Annotated in this window: 20 protein-coding genes; 14 read left to right on the forward strand and 6 right to left on the reverse strand. The window is 72.1% G+C overall.

Going from position 1 to position 19,608, the window contains the following annotated elements; all coding sequences use genetic code 11:
- The first annotated feature begins 15 nt into the window (after positions 1-15).
- The 5 genes from HGK68_RS03475 (at position 16) to HGK68_RS03495 (ending at position 4,839) form a co-directional block, all read left to right on the forward strand.
- The gene (locus HGK68_RS03475) at positions 16-846 is read left to right on the forward strand and encodes an LOG family protein (protein ID WP_169164703.1); all 831 of its coding nucleotides are present in this window, start codon (positions 16-18) and stop codon (positions 844-846) included.
- Positions 843-1,751: a dihydropteroate synthase gene (gene folP / locus HGK68_RS03480; RefSeq protein WP_169164704.1), complete on the forward strand. Its 909-nt coding sequence runs from the start codon at positions 843-845 to the stop codon at positions 1,749-1,751. Before HGK68_RS03475 ends, folP begins: the two co-directional genes overlap by 4 nt.
- Before the next feature lie 25 nt (positions 1,752-1,776).
- A complete protein-coding gene (locus HGK68_RS03485) occupies positions 1,777-2,979 on the forward strand; it encodes a hypothetical protein (protein WP_169164705.1) in 1,203 nt (400 codons plus the stop codon).
- 100 nt (positions 2,980-3,079) lie between these two features.
- Positions 3,080-3,247: a DUF3117 domain-containing protein gene (locus HGK68_RS03490; RefSeq protein ID WP_082812748.1), complete on the forward strand. Its 168-nt coding sequence runs from the start codon at positions 3,080-3,082 to the stop codon at positions 3,245-3,247.
- An 11-nt stretch (positions 3,248-3,258) separates the two neighbouring features.
- Positions 3,259-4,839 carry a leucyl aminopeptidase family protein gene (locus tag HGK68_RS03495; RefSeq protein ID WP_169164706.1) on the forward strand — a complete coding sequence of 527 codons (1,581 nt, stop codon included), beginning with the start codon at positions 3,259-3,261 and terminating at the stop codon, positions 4,837-4,839.
- A 22-nt stretch (positions 4,840-4,861) separates the two neighbouring features.
- On the opposite strand, the gene HGK68_RS03500 is transcribed toward HGK68_RS03495, so the two are convergent.
- Positions 4,862-5,494 (reverse strand): O-methyltransferase, encoded by a 633-nt coding sequence (locus tag HGK68_RS03500; RefSeq protein WP_169166925.1) that lies wholly within the window; start codon positions 5,492-5,494, stop codon positions 4,862-4,864.
- A 138-nt stretch (positions 5,495-5,632) separates the two neighbouring features.
- Between HGK68_RS03500 and sigE the strand changes: the two genes are divergently transcribed.
- Genes sigE through HGK68_RS03530 form a run of 6 tightly spaced genes read left to right on the forward strand, consistent with a single transcriptional unit; the run spans position 5,633 to position 10,254 of the window.
- Entirely contained in the window at positions 5,633-6,211 is a 579-nt protein-coding gene (sigE, locus tag HGK68_RS03505) for an RNA polymerase sigma factor SigE (RefSeq protein ID WP_169164707.1), read from the forward strand.
- Positions 6,208-7,134, forward strand: coding sequence for an anti-sigma factor family protein (locus HGK68_RS03510; protein WP_169164708.1), 927 nt, complete (start codon positions 6,208-6,210; stop codon positions 7,132-7,134). Before sigE ends, HGK68_RS03510 begins: the two co-directional genes overlap by 4 nt.
- A gap of 45 nt (positions 7,135-7,179) precedes the next feature.
- Complete coding sequence (locus HGK68_RS03515; protein ID WP_169164709.1) at positions 7,180-7,566, forward strand: twin-arginine translocase TatA/TatE family subunit; 387 nt, start codon at positions 7,180-7,182, stop codon at positions 7,564-7,566.
- Positions 7,567-7,611: 45 nt separating this feature from the next.
- The gene (gene trpS, locus HGK68_RS03520) at positions 7,612-8,631 is read left to right on the forward strand and encodes a tryptophan--tRNA ligase (RefSeq protein ID WP_169164710.1); all 1,020 of its coding nucleotides are present in this window, start codon (positions 7,612-7,614) and stop codon (positions 8,629-8,631) included.
- Positions 8,628-9,230 (forward strand): 2'-5' RNA ligase family protein, encoded by a 603-nt coding sequence (locus HGK68_RS03525; protein WP_169164711.1) that lies wholly within the window; start codon positions 8,628-8,630, stop codon positions 9,228-9,230. Before trpS ends, HGK68_RS03525 begins: the two co-directional genes overlap by 4 nt.
- A 58-nt stretch (positions 9,231-9,288) precedes the next feature.
- Positions 9,289-10,254: a YihY/virulence factor BrkB family protein gene (locus HGK68_RS03530; RefSeq protein ID WP_246260556.1), complete on the forward strand. Its 966-nt coding sequence runs from the start codon at positions 9,289-9,291 to the stop codon at positions 10,252-10,254.
- A gap of 258 nt (positions 10,255-10,512) precedes the next feature.
- Here the strand turns inward: HGK68_RS03530 and HGK68_RS03535 are convergent, their stop codons facing one another.
- From HGK68_RS03535 to sdhC, 5 genes are read right to left on the reverse strand one after another with little or no spacing between them, the layout of a single operon-like run.
- A complete protein-coding gene (locus tag HGK68_RS03535) occupies positions 10,513-12,123 on the reverse strand; it encodes an AlkA N-terminal domain-containing protein (protein WP_169164713.1) in 1,611 nt (536 codons plus the stop codon).
- Positions 12,124-12,172: 49 nt separating this feature from the next.
- Positions 12,173-12,937: a succinate dehydrogenase iron-sulfur subunit gene (locus tag HGK68_RS03540; protein WP_169164714.1), complete on the reverse strand. Its 765-nt coding sequence runs from the start codon at positions 12,935-12,937 to the stop codon at positions 12,173-12,175.
- Between the two features lies 1 nt (position 12,938).
- Entirely contained in the window at positions 12,939-14,792 is a 1,854-nt protein-coding gene (gene sdhA, locus HGK68_RS03545) for a succinate dehydrogenase flavoprotein subunit (protein ID WP_169164715.1), read from the reverse strand.
- Positions 14,793-14,837: 45 nt separating this feature from the next.
- Positions 14,838-15,290 carry a succinate dehydrogenase hydrophobic membrane anchor subunit gene (locus HGK68_RS03550; RefSeq protein WP_169164716.1) on the reverse strand — a complete coding sequence of 151 codons (453 nt, stop codon included), beginning with the start codon at positions 15,288-15,290 and terminating at the stop codon, positions 14,838-14,840.
- A 2-nt stretch (positions 15,291-15,292) separates the two neighbouring features.
- The gene (sdhC, locus tag HGK68_RS03555; RefSeq protein WP_246260558.1) at positions 15,293-15,628 is read right to left on the reverse strand and encodes a succinate dehydrogenase, cytochrome b556 subunit; all 336 of its coding nucleotides are present in this window, start codon (positions 15,626-15,628) and stop codon (positions 15,293-15,295) included.
- 266 nt (positions 15,629-15,894) lie between these two features.
- On the opposite strand from sdhC, the gene HGK68_RS03560 reads away from it, so the two are divergent.
- The 3 genes from HGK68_RS03560 to HGK68_RS03570 all read left to right on the forward strand — a co-directional run bounded on the left by HGK68_RS03560 (position 15,895) and on the right by HGK68_RS03570 (position 19,511).
- Positions 15,895-17,016 carry a mannose-1-phosphate guanylyltransferase gene (locus HGK68_RS03560; RefSeq protein ID WP_169164718.1) on the forward strand — a complete coding sequence of 374 codons (1,122 nt, stop codon included), beginning with the start codon at positions 15,895-15,897 and terminating at the stop codon, positions 17,014-17,016.
- A 30-nt stretch (positions 17,017-17,046) separates the two neighbouring features.
- Positions 17,047-18,237, forward strand: coding sequence for an amidohydrolase (locus HGK68_RS03565; RefSeq protein WP_169166926.1), 1,191 nt, complete (start codon positions 17,047-17,049; stop codon positions 18,235-18,237).
- A 200-nt stretch (positions 18,238-18,437) separates the two neighbouring features.
- Positions 18,438-19,511, forward strand: coding sequence for a BMP family lipoprotein (locus HGK68_RS03570; protein ID WP_169164719.1), 1,074 nt, complete (start codon positions 18,438-18,440; stop codon positions 19,509-19,511).
- Positions 19,512-19,608 lie beyond the last annotated feature (97 nt).

The following is a 19,608-nucleotide window of genomic DNA, read 5'->3' on the forward strand; positions in this document are numbered from 1 at the left end:
CGTACAGTCGGGCCCATGAGCGACGACGGCATCTCCGTCCCCGGTACCGGCTACCGCAAGGGTCCGGTGCTGCTGCGCCGGGACCAGATCCCGACCACCACCACGGATCAGCGTCTGCTGGCGGGCGGTGACGGCGCGAACTGGCTGCACGGCGACCCCTGGCGGGTGATGCGGATCCAGAGCGAGTTCGTCGAGGGCTTCGGTGCCCTGGCGGAGGTCGGTCCCGCGGTCAGCGTCTTCGGCTCGGCGCGGGTCAAGCCGGAACACCCCGACTTCGCCCTCGCCGAGGAGGTCGGCCGCCGGTTGGTCGAGGCCGGTTACGCGGTGATCACCGGCGGCGGCCCGGGCATCATGGCCGGCGCGAACAAGGGCGCCTCCGAGGCCGGTGGGCTGTCCATCGGGCTGGGGATCGAACTGCCCTTCGAGCACGGGATGAACCCCTGGGTCGACCTCGGGGTCAACTTCCGCTACTTCTTCGCCCGGAAGACCATGTTCGTGAAGTACGCCGAGGGCTTCATCGTGCTGCCCGGTGGCTTCGGCACCTTCGACGAGTTGTTCGAGGCCCTGACCCTGGTGCAGACGCACAAGGTCGTCGAGTTCCCGATCGTGCTGGTCGGCACCGACTACTGGCGGGGCCTGCTGGACTGGGCGCGGGGACCGGTGCTGGAGCGCGGCATGATCTCCGAGGCCGACCTGGCGCTGATCCGGCTGGTGGACGACCCGGCGGAGGCGGTGCAGATCGTCGCCGACCGCGGGGTGGAGCTGCGGGCCGCCGAACAGGCGGTGCGGGAGGAGCAGGAGAGCGAGCAGGACGCGGCCGCCGACGCCGCGTACACCGCGGAATGACCGGAGTCGACCTGGTGCTCCGCGGCCGGCGCTTCGGCCCGGAGCACCCCGTGGTGATGGCCGTGGTGAACCGCACCCCGGACTCGTTCTACGCCGCCGCCCGCTACGACGACGCCGGGGCCGACGACGCGGTCGCCCGGGCCGCGGACGAGGGCGCCGACCTGGTGGACCTCGGCGGGGTGCGGGCCGGGCGCGGGCCGGAGGTCACCGTCGCCGAGGAGATCGCCCGGGTGGTGCCGTTGGTCGCACGGGTCCGTCGTCGCCACCCGGACCTGCTGGTCAGCGTGGACACCTGGCGCGCCGAGGTGGCCCGGGCCGCCGCCGACGCCGGGGCCGATCTGTTGAACGACACCTGGGCCGGGCACGACCCGGAACTGGTCGAGGTCGCCGCCGAGCTGGGTCTGGGGGTGGTCTGCTCGCACACCGGCGGGCTGCCACCGCGCACCGATCCGTTCCGGGTCGTCTACCCGCTGCCCGCCGACGCGCCCGCGGGCACCGACCCGCTGGACGGCGTGCTGCTCGACGTGCTGGACACCCTGCGGACCGCCGCCGCCCGGGCGGTGTCCCTCGGGGTGCCCCGGGAGTCGGTGCTGGTCGACCCGACCCACGACTTCGGCAAGAACACCTGGCACTCCCTGCACCTGGTGCGCCGGACCGCGGCGCTGGTCGAGTTGGGCCACCCGGTGCTGGTGGCACTGTCCCGCAAGGACTTCGTCGGGGAGACGCTGGACCTGCCGCCCGAGGACCGGTTGGAGGGCACCCTGGCGGCGACGGCGCTCGCCGCCTGGCACGGCGCACGGGTGTTCCGGGCCCACGACGTCCGCGCCACCCGCCGCACGGTGGACATGGTGGCCTCGATCCGGGGTGACCGGCCGCCCGCCCGCGCGATGCGGGGTCTGGTGTGAACAGGGCTGCGCTGGGGGACCTGCTGTGAACGGCTCGGCACTGGATCCCCGTCGCTGGCCGTGGTGGGTGCAGTGCCTGGCCGTCTACGCCGCCGCCCGGCTGTTCTCCGGGATCGCGTTGGTCGTGGTCGCGGGACACCAAGCGGCGAACGGGTGGACCGGCGAGCACCCGAGCTACACCGACTACACCGGGCTGATGTGGGACGCGACCTGGTACCGCCAGATCGCCGAGACCGGCTACCCGGACACGCTCCCGGTCGGCACCGACGGCCAGGTGGTCCAGAACGCCTGGGCGTTCTTCCCGTTGTTCCCGATGCTGTGTCGCGCGGTGATGGCGGTGACCGGTGGGTCGTGGGCGGTGGTCTCCTCGACCCTGGCGCTGCTGCTCGGTGCCGCCGCGATGCCGGTGATCCATCGCCTGATCGAGCGGGGTGCACCCCGGGCGGTGGCCGCGCGTCCGGGCCTGCCGCTGGCGACCGTGCTGCTGGTCAGCGTGTTCCCGACGTCGGTGGTGCTCCAGGTCGGGTACACGGAGTCGCTGGCACTGCTGCTGATCGCGCTCACCCTGCTGGCCGTCGTCACCCGGCACTACGGCTGGGCGACGGCCGGGGTGCTGGCCCTGGGGCTGACCCGGGCGGTGGCGCTGCCGATCGCCGCCGTGGTGCTGGTGCACGCCTGGTCGCGGTGGCGCGAGCACCGGTCGCTGCCCCGTCCCGCCTGGCTGTGGTTGGCGGGATTGACGCTCGCCTCGGCGGTCTCCGGGGTGCTGTGGCCGCTGATCTGCGGCTGGGTGACCGGCGTGCCGGATGCCTACCTGCAGACCCAGGGCGCGTGGCGGGGGAGTCGGCACATCGCCCCCTTCGGCGCCTGGGGGTACATCCTGCCGTTCTGGTTCCACGACGCCTGGCCGCTGGTCGCGGTGGGCATCCTGGTCCTGCTGGCGGTGGTGCTGCTCGCACCGTCCACCCGGCGGTTGGGTGGTGAGCTGTGGGCCTGGGGTGCCGCCTATCCGCTGTACATCGGTGCCGCGATCGAACCGGGCAGCAGCCTGGCCCGGTTCCTGCTGCTCGCGTTCCCGCTGGGCGCCGCCACGGTGGGGGTGCTGAGCCGCCCGCGGTGGGCGGCCCGGGTGTGGACCGGCGCGGTCGTGGTCGTGATGCTCGGACTGCAACTGGTGTGGTTGTGGCAGATCTGGCGGTTCGTCCCACCCTCCGGGTGGCCGCCGTGAGGGTGGCCGTGGGCCGCTGACCGGCGATGACCCCGCACCTAGTCGGTGCCGTGAACTAGACTGCTCCCAGGTACAACCACGATCAGAAGGAGTGCCACGCATGGCCGCGATGAAGCCCAGGACTGGTGATGGTCCCCTCGAGGTGACCAAGGAGGGGCGTGGCATCGTCATGCGGGTTCCGCTGGAGGGCGGCGGCCGACTGGTCGTCGAGCTGAACGCCACCGAGGCGCAGGAGCTGGGCGAGGCCCTCACCTCCGTCGTCAGCTGACGACCCACCGCATGGCTCGCACCCCCACGCACTCTGTGCGGATCGGACGCCCGGTGCCCGCGATCTCGCTGGCACCGGGCTCGTTCGCGTCCTCGGCCCTGCTCGATGCGCAGGACGTGGACGCCGTCACCGTCCCGGTGGCTCCGGCCGCCCCGGACGACACCGACCTCCAGCCCCGGCAGGGCACCGCGGAGGCGGCCGCCCGCTACGGCATCGACCTGGCCGAGCTCGCCGAGCGCGCGCACCTGACCGGGTCCGCCGGTGAGGCCTGGACCCTGCTGCTGCCCCGGCCGGTGGGCAGCGGGAGCGCCGCACTGCCCTGGCAGTCGTTGCCGCGCCGGGTCGTCCTGGTCGGCGTGGGCGACTCCTCCCCGCTGGCCATGCGCCGCGCCGGTGCCGCCCTGGCCCGGGCCACCCGTGGCCTGCGCCGGGTGCTCACGACGGTCGGGACCGAGTCGCCGGAGTCGGTGCGGGCCCTCGCCGAGGGCTACCTGCTGGCCAACTACCGCGTGCAGCGGATCGGCGCGCCGGTCCCGGCGCGGGAGTTGCCCGCCGGCGAGCTGGTGCTGGTCGGTCGGGACGACGACGCCACCGCCGATGCGCTGGACACCGCCGTGCGCGGCTCCACCGCCACCTGGCTGGTCCGGGACCTGGCGAACACCCCGTCGAACATCAAGAACCCGGAGTGGATGGCCGATCGGGCCGCCGAGCTGGGTCAGGCGGCCGGGCTGACGGTCACGGTCCGGGGGCCCAAGGAACTGGCGGCGCAGGGCTTCGGCGGCATCCTGGCCGTCGGTGCCGGTTCCGCCTCCTCGCCCCGACTGGTCACCGTGGAGTACCGGCCGGAGCACGCGACCGGACGCCACGTCGTGGTGGTCGGCAAGGGCATCACCTACGACACCGGTGGGATCTCGATCAAGCCCCGCGAGGCGATGGTCACGATGAAGACCGACATGGCCGGGGCCGCGGTGGCGCTGGCTACCGTCCTCGCGGCCGCCGACGCCGGTCTGCCGCACCGGGTGACGGCGGTGCTGCCGCTGGCCGAGAACCACTTCGGTGCCGCCAGCTTCCGTCCGGCCGACGTGCTGCGGATGTACGGCGGGCGCACGGTCGAGGTGGCGAACACCGACGCCGAGGGCCGCCTGGTGCTGGGGGACGCGCTGGCCTTCGCCGACGCCACCCTGGACCCGGACGTGCTGATCGACGTGGCGACCCTGACCGGCGCTGCCAGCATCGGGTTGGGCAAGCAGCACGCTGCCCTGTACGGGACGGATCGGCCGCTGGTGGACGCACTGACCGCGGCCGCCGACATCAGCGGCGAGCCCGCCTGGGAGATGCCGCTGGTCGCCGACTACACCGACGCCACCCACTCGGACGTCGCGGACCTGCGGCACGTCGCGCAGGACCTGAAGTACGGCGCCGGGTCGATCACCGCGGCACTGTTCCTGCGGGAGTTCGTCGGCTCGCGTGCCTGGGCCCACCTGGACATCGCCGGTCCGGGTCGCTCGCCCGCGGACAAGCACGAGCTCACCGAGGGTGCCACCGGCTACGGCGCGCGCCTCCTGCTCAGCTACCTGAGCGCACTGCGGTAGGCGCTGGTTCGGCGGTCCGGTCTCAGCGCCGGACCGCCACCAGCAGCCCGTCGCCCACCGGCAGCAGGCTGACGATCAGGTCGTCGTCGTCGCGCACGATCCGGCCGGTCTCCCGCACCAGGGTGGTCGCCTCGTCCCGCCGGGCGGGGTCGGCGACCCGGTCGTGCCACAGCGCGTCGTCCACGGCCAGCACGCCGCCGGGGCGCAGCAGCCGGACCGCCTGCCGGACATAGGCCGGGTAGTTCTCGATGTCGGCGTCCACGAACACCAGGTCGTAGGCGGCGTCGGTCAGCCGGGGCAGCACGTCCAGCGCGCGGCCGGAGATGGTCCGGGTGCGGGCGGGCCGGATGCCCTCCTCGGCGAACGCCTGCTTCGCCGCCCGCTGGTGCTCCACCTCCACGTCGATGGTGGTCAGCACGCCGTCGGCGGGCATCCCGCGCAGCAATCGCAGCGACGAGACGCCGGCACCGGTGCCCAGTTCGACCACCGCTCGTGCCTTCGAGGCCGCTGCCAACATGCTCAGCGCCGCCCCCGTGCCCGGAGCAACCGCGGTGCAGCCCAGTTCCGCCGCCCGTTCCCGCGCACGCAGCAGGGTGTCGTCCTCCGGCACGAAGCCCTCGGCGTAGACCCAGCTCCCGGCCTTGTCGGTGGCGATGGTGCCCTCCTGGATGCGATGCGGTTGATAGCGCTGCTCAGCCTAGTGCCCGGGAACTTCTCCGCCTTCGTTCACGTTGGCATGGAACACTGGTTCTCCGGCCCGCATCGCGTGGGTCGCTGATACGAAGGACGTCGATTGGCCACTTCGGCACCCGACACGGACTGGCAGCCGCCGAGCTGGGAGTCCATCGTGCGCGAGCACTCGGCGCGCGTGTACCGCCTGGCCTACCGCCTCACCGGCAACCGGCAGGACGCCGAGGACCTCACCCAGGAGACCTTCATCCGGGTGTTCCGCTCGCTGTCCAACTACACCCCCGGCACCTTCGAGGGCTGGCTGCACCGCATCACGACCAACCTGTTCCTGGACACCGCCCGGCGCAAGCAGCGGATCCGGATGGACGCGATGGGGGAGGAGTCCGACCGGTTCCCGGCGGCCGAGGGCCTCGACCGACCGGAACGGGCCTTCGAGCACGAGAACCTGGACGTCGACATCCAGGCGGCGTTGGACGAACTGCCGCCGGACTACCGCGCCGCGGTGGTGCTGTGCGACATCGAGGGCCTCTCCTACGAGGAGATCGCGGTGACCCTCGGCATCAAGCTCGGCACCGTGCGGTCCCGGATCCACCGTGCGCGTGCCCGCCTGCGGGTGTCGCTGGAGCACCGTGCGCCCCGCGCCGTCGAGGCGGTCGAGCCGGCCGAGGCGGTCGTGCGGTGAGCGCGCACCTCGGGGACCTGGTCAGCGCCGTCGTCGACGGTCAGCTCAGCCCCGCCGCGAACGAGCGGGCGCTCTCGCACGTCGCCGGGTGCCAGCGCTGTGCGACCGAGCTCGCCGACGCCCGGCGGGCGCGACAGCTGATGGCCCAGGTGTGCGACGTCCGCCCGGACGGCGACCTGACCGCCCGTCTGCTGGCGCTCGGCTGTGCGCCGGGCGGATTCGCGCCGCCCTCGTCACCGCGGCCGGAGGCGGCACCGGCGCGCCGGGTGTCGACGTCGACCCATCGTGCGCTGACCGGGGAGATCGCCCCGCCCCGCCGTGGCCTGCGCGTCCTGGTCGGGTCGGTGACCGGGGTCGGGGTGGTCGCCGTCGGGCTGTTCGTGCTCGGTGGCCGCCCGGTCGCCGTCACCCCGTCCGCGCAGCCGCAGGAGGCGTTGTCCCTGCTGGGGCAGACCGAGGTCGCCGCGACCACCGTCTCGGCCGCCAGCACCGAGGGCTCCAGCACCGAGGAGTACCTGCGGTGGATCCGGCAGTCCGGCTGGACCTCCCCGACCGAGATCCCGGCGGGCTGGTCGGTCACCTCGGTCAGGTTGCAGGACGGCGGTGAGACCCTGCGGGTCGGCCTGAGCGGTCCGCTGGGCGAGTTGGTGGTCACCGAGCAGCACGGGCAGCTCGACGCCGCCGCGCTGGTCGGTGCCGATCAGCTCACCCTGGACGACCGCACCGTCTACCTGCTGTCACGTGCACCGTGGCACCTGGCCTGGCAGGACGGCGACACCGTGGTCGAGGTGGTGTCGGCCGACGACGGCGCGTCGGCGACCGAGGTGGTGTCGGCCTTCCCGGGCAACGGTTACGACGACGGGGTGCCCGCACGGTTGACCCGTGGCTGGGACACCCTGGCCGCCGCCGTCTCGTTGCCCTGACACCGGGCGCTCCCGCTCGGTCGGTTCGGCGGGTAGCCTGGCCAGATGTTCGGGATCAATGGCGGCGAGTTCCTCGTGATCTTGCTCGTCGCCGTGATCGTGATCGGCCCCACCCGGCTGCCGAAGTACGCGGAGCAGCTGGCGCGCCTGACCAAGCAGGCCCGGCACTTCCTGCAGGACGCGCGGACCAAGGTCGACGAAGAGCTCGGCGAGGACGTCAAGGACATCGACTGGGCGGCCCTCGACCCGCGCCGCTACGACCCGCGCCGGATCGTGCGTGACGCCCTGCTCGACCCCGAACCGGTGCGGCCCGCTACAGCCGGTGCTGCCGGTGCTGCCGCCGTCGGCGGTGCCGCCTCCGCCTCGACCGCCTCCACCTCGGTGGCGGCCCCGGCGATCACCCGCGCCCCCTTCGACGACGAGGCGACCTAAGCCTCCTCGACCTCCCCCTCCCCTCCGACAAGCAAGAATGGACCCATGGCTCCAGGTATGCCGCGCATCTTCTCCGGGATGCAGCCCACCAGCGATTCCCTCCACCTCGGCAACTACCTGGGCGCGCTCACCCAGTGGGTGGCCCTGCAGGACTCCTACGACCCGATCTACTGCGTGGTCGACCTGCACGCGCTCACCGTGGCCCCGGATCCCGCGGTGCTGCGCGAGCGCACCCGGCGCACCGCCGCGCAGTACCTGGCGGCGGGTGTCGACCCGGAGCGGTCCATCCTCTTCGTGCAGTCGCACGTGGCCCAGCACGCCGAGCTGGCCTGGTTGCTGTCCTGCCAGACCGGGTTCGGCGAGGCCGGTCGGATGACCCAGTTCAAGGACAAGTCCAGCAAGTACGGTGCCGAGGGCACCACCGTCGGTCTGTTCACCTACCCGATCCTGATGGCGGCGGACATCCTGCTCTACGACACCGCCTTGGTGCCGGTGGGCGAGGACCAGCGCCAGCACCTGGAGCTGACCCGCGACCTGGCCCAGCGGCTGAACTCTCGGTTCGGCGAGGGCACGGCCGTGGTCCCCGAGGCGCACATCGTCAAGGCGACCGCGAAGATCTACGACCTGCAGGACCCGACGTCGAAGATGAGCAAGTCGTCCTCGAGCGCGAACGGCATCATCGAGCTGCTCGACCCGCCGAAGACGGTCGCCAAGCGCATCCGCTCGGCGGTGACCGACGCCGGCTCGGAGATCCGTTACGACCGGGAGAACCAGCCCGGGATCGCGAATCTGCTCAGCATCTACTCGGCGCTCACCGGTCGTGAGATCGACGCGATCGTCGCCGACTACGCGGGCAAGGGCTACGGCCACCTCAAGGTGGACCTCGCCGACGTGGTGGTCGACTTCCTGACCCCGTTCCAGGAGCGGGTGAACCACTACCTGTCCGATCCGGCACAGCTGGACGCGGTGCTGGCGGACGGAGCCGACAAGGCGGCGGAGATCGCCGCGCCGGTGTTGCGGCGGATCGCGGACCGCTTCGGGCTGCTCCCGCGCCGGACGGCATGACCGACCACACGCAGGCGATCCCGATCGTCCGCCGCGACCCGGGCACGCTCCGGATCGGGGTGGCGGTCGGGATCCCCGAGCCGTGGGCGACCGCCCTGCACGACGCCCGGGCGCGGGTGGGTGACCCGGCGGCCGACCTGATCGCGCCGCACATCACCCTGCTCGGGCCCACCACGGTGCGCGAGGACGAGCTGCCCGCTGTGCACGAGCACCTGGCCCGGGTCGCCGCGAGCCAGGGGCCGTTCGTGGTGCACCTGCGCGGCACCGCGAGCTTCCGACCGGTGTCACCGGTGGTGTTCGTCCAGGTCGCCGAGGGGATCGCCGCCTGCGAGGCACTCGAGGGACGGATCCGGACCGGCGTGCTGGCCCAGGAGCTGCGGTTCCACTACCACCCGCACGTGACGATCGCGCACGACGTGCCGGACCCGGCGCTCGACCAGGCATTCGCGGAGCTGGCCGACTTCGACGCCCGGTTCCCGGTGACCGACATCCAGGTCTACGAACACGGCGACGACGGCCGGTGGCGGGTGCTGGCAGCACACCCGCTCGCCCCCGGCGACCAGCCCGTTCGGGATGCCGGGGAACCCGCCGACTCCTAGGGTCACCTGCATGAGTCCGGCGGCAGAACCACGAGGATCGGGGCAGATTCACGCGAAGGTGGCCGGCCGTGCCGACACCGCCGCCGGTGATCGTAAGGACGTCGGTGCCCGGACCTATCCCGGCGGCATCGGCGGCGTCGTGGCCCGGGTGCAGGCACTCCTGGCCTGGTGGCAGCGGACCCGGCCGGCGCGGGCCAACGCGCGCTTCGGCGAGGCGGGTGGCGGTGTGCTCACCGGCGGCATCGCCTATGCGGCGCTGTTCTCCGTCTTCGCCGGGCTCACCATTGGCTACACCGTCTTCATGGCGGTGCTCGGCGGGAACGAGAGCCTGCGGCAGAGCGTGCTCGACGCCATCGACGCGAATCTGCCCGGGCTGGTGGACACCGGCGGCGACTCCTCCGGACTGATCGACCCGGAGTCCCTGCAGTTCAGCGCCGGACTGGGGCTGGCGTCGATCATCGCGTTCGTGGTGCTGCTGATGTCGGCGATCTCCGCGATGGCGGCGCTGCGCACGGCGGTGCGCGCGATGTTCGGCGAGCCGGCCTCCGGCGGTGAGAACGCGGTCCTGGACAAGGCGCGACAGCTCGGTGCCTTCGTCGGTCTCGGAGTGGCGATCCTGCTCTCGGCGGTGCTCGGCATCGCCACCACCACCGCCGCCGACTGGCTGCTCGGCCTGGTCGGGCTGGAGGACTCCACCGCCGGGGCGATCACCGTCCGGGTGTTGGGCATCCTGGTCGCCTTCGTGGTGGACGCGGCGACGTTCTGCCTGATCGTGGTGCTGCTGGCCGGGATCCGACCGCCGTGGAAGGACCTGCGCGGCGGCGCGATCATCGCCGGGATCGGACTCGGCGTCGTCCGGGTGCTCGGCACGTCGGTGGTGGCCGGGTCGGCGAGCAAGAACGCGCTGCTGACCTCCTTCGCCTTGATCGTGACGCTGCTGGTCTGGATGAACCTGATCTCCCGCATCGTCCTGCTCGCCGCCGCCTGGACCGCCGACCCGCCCGCCCCCGACGACGAGGCCTGATCGGCGCGCACCCCGCACCGCTCCCGGCATGTGCCCGCCGGCTCGGCCAGGCCCGGCCCCGCTCACCCAAGGCTCGGCCATCGGCGCCGAGGCTACGGAAAGCGACGCTTGACGACTGCTGGAGCGTCGTTTTCCGTAGCCTCGGCGTGGGGCGTGGGGCGTGGGGCGTGGGGCGTGGGGCGTGGGGCGTGGGGCGTGGGGCGTGGGGCGTGGGGCGTGGGGCGTGGGGCGTGGGGCGTGGGGCCTGGGGCCTGGGGGTCAGGGGGCGGCGCGCCAGAGGTGGGTGACGGCGTAGGAGCGCCAGGGTGCCCACTCCGCTGCGCGGGCGGTGAGAGCCCGGTGGGCGGCCCCGCGGGGGAGTGCCGGGTCGAGGACACCGTGCGCGCGGGCGGAGGTGAGGAGCGCGGCGTCGCCCGGCAGCCAGACATCGGGATCCCCGAGCACCCGCATGGCCACATAGGCGGCGGTCCACGGCCCGATCCCGGGGCGCTCGACCAGGGCTGCGGCCAAGGGCGTGGTGTCCGCGCCGACGTCCACCTGGAGTGAGCCGTCGGCGAGCGCGGCGGCGGTGTCTCGGATCGTGGTGATCGATCGGCCCGGCAGCCTCAGCGGACGGTCCGGGTCGAGCTGTGTGCCCGGAGCCGGGATGCCCGCGGCGACCTGCGCGGCGGTCGGGAACAGTCGATCCAACCCGGCGAAGGAACTGACCACCGGCGTGCCGATCAGGTCGGTCAGTCGGCTCAGGTGTCCGCGCGCGGCGGCGACGCTGATCTGCTGCCCGACCAGGGCGCGGACCACGAGTTCGTGCGGGTCGACGGCACCGGGTACCCGGATGCCCGGGGTGGCGGCGACCAGCGGCGCGAGGGCCGGGTCGGCGGACAGGGCGGCGTCGATCGCGACCGGGTCCGCATCCAGGTCAAGGAGTCGGCGGATCCGGGTGGTGGCGACGGCGACGTCGGCGAGCGAGGTGAGCTCCAGGACTGCCCGAAGTCGCCAGCCGCTCGGAGTGCGCTCGGCGGTCACCTCGGCCGCGCCCGGACCATGGGGCAGCGACAGGGTGCGGGCGTAGCGCAGCACACCGCCGTGCGGCTGTCCGGTGGATGCGCGCGGGGCCGATGCGGGCGTGGTCGAGCCCTCCGCTGCCGAGCGGGTCGCTGTCGGCCCCAGGTCGACCGATTCCACACCCGCGACCGCGCGCGCGGCGAGGAAGCCGAACACCCCGGGCGCGTCGTACGGCTGTCGTACCGGCAGCGCGATGGTGAGCCCGACGGTGGGGGCGGTGCCGTTCCGGCGCTCGCGCAGCGCGCGGGGTGTGGTGTCGAAGACCTCCCGCACCGTGTCGTTGAACTGCCGCACCGACCCGAATCCGGCGGCGAAGGCGACATCCGCCAGCTTCAGATCCGTGCCGACGATCAGGCTGCGGGCGGTCTGGGCGCGTCGGGCCCGGGCCAGCGCCCCCGGTCCGGCGCCGAGTTCGGCGGTCAGGGTGCGGCCGAGTTGCCGCACCGAGTACCCGAGACGGGCCGCGAGCCCGTCGACGCCCTCGCGGTCCACCACCCCGTCCGCGATCAGGCGCATCGCCCGGCCGGCCAGGTCGCGGCGCAGGTCCCACTCCGGGGTGCCGGGGGCCGCCTCGGGCAGACACCGCTTGCAGGCCCGGAACCCGGCCTCGTGCGCGGCGGCGGACGTGAGGTAGAAGCTGACGTTCTCCCGGCGCGGGGTGCGCGCCGGGCAGGACGGGCGGCAGTAGATGCCGGTGGAGGACACCGCGGTGAAGAACTGGCCGTCGAACCGGGCGTCCCGGGCGTCGATGGCGCGGTACCACCGGTCGAAGCGGGGATCTCCGGGAACACAACGGGCGAGGGTCACCTCGGTAGTGTGACCCTCGCCCGGCGCTGGTTCTCGCGGGATTCGGACATCAGAACGCGCGGGTGATCATCGCGCGCTTGACCTCCTGGATCGCCTTGGTGACCTCGATGCCCCGCGGGCAGGCCTCGGTGCAGTTGAAGGTGGTCCGGCAGCGCCAGACGCCCTCCTTGTCGTTGAGGATCTCCAGGCGCTGCGCGCCACCCTCGTCGCGGCTGTCGAAGATGAACCGGTGCGCGTTGACGATGGCCGCCGGGCCGAAGTACTGCCCGTCGGTCCAGAACACCGGGCACGAGCTGGTGCACGCGGCGCACAGGATGCACTTGGTGGTGTCGTCGAACCGCGCCCGCTCCTCCGGCGACTGGATGCGCTCGCGGGAGGGCTGGTGCCCGGTGGTGACCAGGAACGGCATGATCTCGCGGTAGGAGGCGAAGAACGGCTCCATGTCGACGACCAGGTCCTTGATCACCGGCAGGCCCTTGATCGGCTCCACGGTGATCGGCTTGCTCGGGTCCAGGTCCTTGAGCAGCGCCTTGCAGGCGAGGCGGTTGCGGCCGTTGATGCGCATCGCGTCCGACCCGCAGACGCCGTGCGCGCAGGACCTGCGGAAGGTGACCGACCCGTCCAGCTCCCACTTGATGGTGTGCAGGGCGTCCAGCAGCCGGTCGGTGCCGTGGGCGGTCACCGTGAAGTCCTGCCAGTACGGCTCGTCGCCGTGCGTCTCCGGGGTGTAGCGGCGGATCCGCAGCGTGACCTGGAAGGAGGGGATCTCGGCGGGCTTGGCCTCCGCCTGCGGCTGATCGAGGGTGGCAGTCATGTCAGTACTTCCGCTCCATCGGCTGGTACACGGTGGTGATGACGGGCTTGGTGCCGAGCAGGACGCTGGGCCGGTCGGCCGGGAACTCCGGGATCTCCTCGCCGGACGGCGCGGGGGCCACCGGGTCGTCGATGTGGGCACCGGCCGGTCGGCGGTAGGCCATCGTGTGCTCCATGAACTCGGCGTCGTTCCGGTCCGGGTAGTCCTCCCGGAAGTGCCCACCGCGGGACTCGCGCCGGTTCAGCGCGCCCACGACGACGACCTCGGACAGGTCCAGCAGGAAGCCGAGCTCCAGCGCCTCGATCAGGTCGGTGTTGAACGCCTTGCCCTTGTCCTGCACCGAGACCCGGGCGTAGCGGTCCTGCAGCGCGTGGATGTCGGAGAGGGCCTGGCGCAGGGACTCGGCGGTGCGGAACACCTGCGCGTTGGTGTCCATCGTCTGCTGCAGCTCGCGGCGGACGTCGGCGACCCGCTCGCCCTTCGGCCGGGCGCGCATCTCCTCCAGCTCGGCCACCGTCGCGGACTCCGGGTTCTCCGGCAGCTCGACCCAGGGTGCGGTCATGGCGTACTCGGCGGCCGAGGTCCCGGCCCGCTTGCCGAAGACGTTGATGTCCAGCAGCGAGTTGGTGCCCAGTCGGTTGGAGCCGTGCACGGAGACGCAGGCCACCTCACCGGCGGCGTAGAGGCCACGGACCACGTCCCGCGGGTTGCGCAGCACCTCGCCGTCGACGTTGGTCGGCACCCCGCCCATGGCGTAGTGCGCGGTCGGGTAGACCGGGACCGGCTCGGTGTAGGGCTCGATCCCCAGATAGGTGCGGGCGAACTCGGTGATGTCCGGCAGCTTGGCGTCGATGTGCGCCGGGTCCAGGTGGGTCAGGTCGAGCAGCACGTAGTCCTTGTTCGGACCGGCGCCGCGACCCTCGCGCACCTCGTTCGCCATCGACCGCGCCACGATGTCGCGCGGTGCCAGGTCCTTGATGGTCGGGGCGTAGCGCTCCATGAAGCGTTCGCCGTCCGCGTTGCGGAGGATGCCGCCCTCACCGCGGGCCGCCTCGGAGAGCAGGATGCCGAGCCCCGCCAGGCCGGTCGGGTGGAACTGGAAGAACTCCATGTCCTCCAGCGGCAGCCCGCGACGGTAGGCGATCGCCATCCCGTCGCCGGTCAGGGTGTGGGCGTTCGACGTGGTCTTGTAGATCTTCCCCGCGCCACCGGTGGCGAGGACGACCGACTTGGCGCGGAAGACGTGGATCTCCCCGGTGGCCAGCTCGTAGGCGACGACCCCGGCGACCGCGACCTCCTCGCCGTCCGCGACGTCACTCTGCCCGCGCTGCTCGCCGGACAGGTCGCGGTTCATCAGCAGGTCGAGGACGTAGAACTCGTTGAAGAACTGCACGTCCTGCTTCACGCACTGCTGGTACAGGGTCTGCAGGATCATGTGGCCGGTGCGGTCGGCGGCGTAGCAGGCACGACGGACCGGGGCCTCGCCGTGGTTGCGGGTGTGCCCGCCGAAGCGGCGCTGGTCGATCCGGCCCTCCGGGGTGCGGTTGAAGGGCAGCCCCATCCGCTCCAGGTCGAGCACCGCGTCGACGGCCTCCTTCGCCATGATCTCGGCGGCGTCCTGGTCGACCAGGTAGTCCCCGCCCTTCACGGTGTCGAAGGTGTGCCACTCCGGGTTGTCGTCCTCCACATTGCCGAGGGCGGCGCACATGCCGCCCTGCGCGGCACCGGTGTGCGACCGGGTGGGGTACAGCTTCGAGATCACCGCGGTGCGGGTGCGGGCCGAGGACTCCAGGGCCGCACGCATCCCGGCACCGCCGGCTCCGACGATGACGACGTCGTACTGGTGGATCTGCATCGGGGGCGATGCCTTTCTGTTCGACTCTGTTCGACGTGCGGGTGGTCAGGCCGTGCAGAACGACGGCAGCAGGTCCGCCGGGCTGTTCACCGGGCACGGGTCGAAGGTGAAGATCACCAGGGTGCCGAGCACCACGACGACGGTGAACGCGGTGTAGAGCGCGAGCTTGAGGGCCAGGCGAGTGCCGTTCCGCTCGGCGTAGTCGTTGATGATCGTCCGGACGCCGTTGGTGCCGTGGATCATCGCCAGCCAGAGCATCAGCAGGTCCCAGATCTGCCAGAACGGGGATGCCCACTTGCCGGCGACGAAGCCGAAGTCGATCGCGCTGATCCCGTCACCGGCGACCAGGTTCACGAACAGGTGCCCGAAGATCAGCACCAGCAGCACGACGCCGGAGGCGCGCATGAACACCCAGCCGTAGAGCTCCCAGTTGCCGCGGGTCGTGCGGCGCGAGGGACGGGCGACCGGCGAGTTCGGGGCGGAGATGGTGCTGCTCATGGTCACTCGCCTCCGAAGACGTGCATCAGGTGCCGGGGCAGGAAGCCGGCCATCGTGACGACGAACAGGCCGACCACCACCCAGAGCATCACGCGCTGGTACTTCGGACCCTTGGCCCAGAAGTCCACCAGGATGATCCGGATCCCGTTGAAGGCGTGGAAGACGATCGCCGCGACCAGACCCGCCTCACCGAGGCCCATGATCGGGTTCTTGTAGGTGCCGATCACGTCGTTGTACGCCTCGGGGGAGACCCGGACCAGCGAGGTGTCCAGGACGTGCACCAGCAGGAAGAAGAAGATCAGCACGCCGGTGATCCGGTGGGCGACCCAGGACCACATGCCCTCACGGCCCCGGTAGAGGGTGCCTGCTGGCTTGCGTCGTGGTTTCTTCGTGGTCTGCGTGGGTGACGCTGACGCAGTAGACACGGAATGCCTCCTGGGCGGTTCGGGACTGCGGTGTCCGGTGGGAGCACTCTAGGCATCGTCCGCCGTAGGGGTGACACCGGGGGGCCCGATCGGGCCGAGTGTGACGAACCGCACATCAGCGCTGGGACCCAAGTCCCGGGACGCCGGCCGCTGGTGGACCGGCCGCTAGCCTGTCCGGCATGGCTGAGATCCCCGGTTTCCACGCTGTCATTCCCGCGGGCGGCGCGGGTACCCGGCTGTGGCCGCTGTCCCGGCAGGGGGCACCCAAGTTCCTGCACGACCTGACCGGCACCGGGCGCACCCTGCTGCAGGGCACCGTCGACCGCCTGACCCCCCTCGCAGGCCCGGGTGGGGTGCTGGTGGTGACCGGTCGGCGGCACGTCGAGGCGGTCGCGGAGCAGCTCCCGGAGCTGTCGGACGCCCAGGTGATCGCCGAACCGTCGCCGCGCGACTCGATGGCGGCGATCGGATTGGCCGCGGCGGTGCTGGCCGAGCGGCACGGGCCCGAGGTGGTGCTGGGCTCCTTCGCCGCCGACCACGTGATCGGCGAGCTGCCCCGGTTCGAGGCAGCCGTCCGCTCCGGGGTCGAGGCCGCCCGCGCCGGGTACGTCGTGACGATCGGGATCGAGGCCACCGAACCGTCCACCGCCTTCGGCTACATCCACGCCGGGCAGCCGCTCGGGGTGGACGGTGCGACCGATGCCCGCCACGTGGTCGCCTTCACCGAGAAGCCGGATGCCGAGACCGCCGCCGACTACCTGGCCACCGGCGAGTACTGGTGGAACGCCGGGATGTTCATCGTCGCCGCCGGGGTGCTGCTGGACCACCTCGCCACCCAGCTGCCGCCGCTGGCCGCCGGTCTGCGCTGGATCGCCGGGGTGTGGGACGACCCCGCGCAGCGGGACGCCGTGCTGGCCGAGGTGTGGCCCACCCTGACCAAGATCGCCATCGACCACGCGATCGCCGAGCCGGTGGCCGCCGCCGGGGGAGTGGCCGTGGTCCCCGGCGACTTCAGCTGGGACGACGTCGGCGACTTCGCCTCGCTGGCACCGCTGCTCGCCCCGGTCGGTCAGCCGGACGACGGTGCCCGCACCCTCGGTGACGACGCCCTGGTGCAGCGGCTCGACGCGCCCGGTGCGTTGGTGCTCACCGGGCAGCGCACCGTGACCGTGCTCGGAGTGCCGGACGCCGTGGTGGTGGACACCCCGGACGCGGTGCTGGTGACCACCCGGGCACACGCCCAGCAGGTGAAGGGCGCGGTCGACGGCTGGCGGGCCCGGGGACGCGACGACCTGCTCTGACGTGCAACGCTGGGTACTGTCGGTCGGGTGATGGTCGACGCTTCCCGAGTGCAGGAGCTGGTCGGATCGCTCTCCGACGAGCTGATCGCGATCCGGCGGGACATCCATGCCCACCCGGAACTGGGCCGCACCGAACAGCGCACCACGCGGGTCGTCGCCGAGCGGCTGCGGCAGGCGGGCCTGGAGCCGCGGCTGCTGCCCGGCACCGGACTGGTCTGCGACATCGGCCCCAACCCGGTGACCACCGGGCGGCGCTGGATCGGGCTGCGAGCCGACCTGGACGCGCTGCCGGTGCCCGAGACCACTGGCCTGCCGTTCGCCTCCACCGTGGCGAACGTGGCGCACGCCTGCGGTCACGACGTGCACACCGTCGCCGTGCTCGGCGCCGGGCTGGTGCTCGCCGCCCTGCACGCCGAGGGGCTGCTGCCGACCGGGGTACGGCTGGTGTTCCAGCCCGCCGAGGAGGTCCAGCCCGGCGGTGCGCTCGACGTGCTCGCGGCCGGTGGTCTGGACGGCGTCGGCCGGATCTTCGCGGTGCACTGCGACCCGAAGGTGGACGTCGGCCAGATCGGCAGCCGGATCGGTCCGATCACCTCGGCCTCCGACGAGGTCACCGTCCAGCTGACCGGCCCGGGTGGGCACACCTCGCGCCCCCACCTGACCGGCGACGTGGTCTACGCCCTGGGTCAGGTGATCACCCAGGTGCCGGCGATCATCGGTCGCCGGCTCGACCCGCGCTCCGGGGTGAACCTCACCTGGGGTGCCGTGCAGGCGGGTCAGGCGCACAACGCGATCCCGTCCTCAGGGTCGGTGCGGGGAACCCTGCGCTGTCTGGAGGTGCGTGCCTGGGAGCGCGCGTCCCAGGTGTTCCACGAGGCGGTGGAGCAGGTGGTCGCGCCCTACGGCGTCACGGTGGAGATCCGGCACCAGCGCGGCGTCCCGCCGGTGGAGAACGACGAGCGTGCCGTCGCGGTGATCGAGGCGGCGGCACGGGACGTGCTCGGTGCCGAGTCGGTGCAGCTGACCGAGCAGTCGCTCGGCGGCGAGGACTTCGCCTGGTACCTGACCAAGGTGCCCGGCGCGATGGCCAGGCTGGGCACCCGCACCCCGGGCGGCCGGTCCTACGACATCCACCAGGGGAATCTGGTGATCGACGAGCGAGCCATCGCCGCCGGTGCATCGTTGCTGGCCAGGACCGCACTGCTGGCGGGACGGGTCTGAACGGCGGCACCCGAACGGCGCAGCCCAACATTCCAAGTCCGTAACGGAACCGGGTGAGGTACGCCTCGGTAACACCAGCGTTACCTGGCGCTGGCTAGGGTGCTCCCGAAGCCGGACGAACCACCCGGACCGAGGGCAATGGCGCCCGCGGCCCGGGTGCACCTCGCGGGCCGGCGCTTACCCAAGAGCAGGAGTGCAGTGTGAAGAACATCGTTCGTGCGGCCGCCCTCGGCGGGGCCGTCGCCCTCGCCCTGGCTGCCTGTGGCAGCGCCCCCGAGGAGTCCGGTTCGACCGGCGGCTCGGACAACGCGGCGTCCGACTTCAAGGCCTGCATGGTCTCGGACTCGGGTGGCTTCGAGGACAAGTCGTTCAACCAGTCCGGTGGCGAGGGCCTGGACCGCGCGGGTGACGAGCTCGGCGTCGAGGTCGTCAAGGTGGAGTCCTCCGCCGAGACCGACTTCGGCCCGAACGTCGACCAGCTGGTCGCGCAGGACTGCAACCTGATCATCGGCGTCGGCTTCCTGCTCGCCGACACCCTGACCGAGGCCGCCGCCGCGAACCCGGACATCGAGTTCGCCCTGGTCGACTCCGGTTTCAACGAGGAGTCGGACAACGCCAAGCCGCTGCTGTTCAACACGCAGGAGGCCGCGTACCTGGCCGGCTACGTCGCCGCCGGCACCTCGACCACCGGCACCGTCGCCACCTTCGGTGGCATCTCGATCCCGTCCGTGACCATCTTCATGGACGGCTTCGCCGACGGTGTCGCCAAGTACAACGAGGACAACAGCGCCGACGTCCAGCTGCTCGGCTGGGACAAGGAGGCCCAGACCGGCTCCTTCACCGGTGACTTCGAGGACCAGACCAAGGGCCAGAACCTGGCCAAGGGCTTCATCGACCAGGGCGCCGACGTGATCATGCCGGTCGCCGGCCCGGTGGGCCTGGGTGCCGCCGCCGCCGCGAAGGAGGCCGGCAACGTCGCCATCGTGGGTGTCGACGCCGACTGGTTCGAGACCTCGCCCGACTACTCCAATGTCATCCTCACCTCGGTGATGAAGGAGATCGGCCAGGCGGTCTACGACACCGTCTCCGAGGCTGCCGACGGCAACTTCTCCTCCGAGCCGTACGTCGGCACCCTGGAGAACAAGGGCCTCGGGCTGGCGCCGTTCCACGACTACGACTCCAAGGTTCCGGCCGAGGTGAAGACCGCCGTGGAGGACCTGCAGCAGCAGATCATCTCCGGTGACCTGGTCGTGGAGTCCCCCAGCCAGAACTGACGTCACTCGAACGGCGGCCCGGGCAGGGGTTACTGCCCGGGCCGCCGTCGTGATGGCACCCTCGCGCGGGCTAGTCTGCGCGGGACGATTCGACGAC

This window comes from Cellulomonas taurus, assembly GCF_012931845.1.
Lineage (GTDB): Bacteria > Actinomycetota > Actinomycetes > Actinomycetales > Cellulomonadaceae > Cellulomonas > Cellulomonas taurus.